Here is a 221-nt window from a genome sequence, read left to right on the forward strand (position 1 = left end):
CAGCGCAGGTCAAGATACTGGCCAAATGTGGTAGAGGCAAACCCGCGCCGTAGGACCTCCTGGGCCCATATAGCTGCCAAGGCAAGTTCAATAGCAGCAGGAGAAAGGGCGTCGTAGATAAAACTTCCTTCGCTTTTGTCTAAATCGTCCGGCAGTGAGTCTAACATTCTTTGCAGGATAGTTTCAAAATTCTGGTCCGTGAGGTACTCCGGTAAATCAGC

1 pseudogene is annotated in these 221 nt (G+C 50.2%); it reads right to left on the reverse strand.

The window, feature by feature from the left end:
• Window positions 1–221: pseudogene (locus ULO1_RS15000) on the reverse strand (Baseplate J family protein); the annotation flags it as partial.

Source organism: Carboxydocella sp. ULO1 (genome assembly GCF_002049255.1).
Taxonomy (GTDB): Bacteria; Bacillota.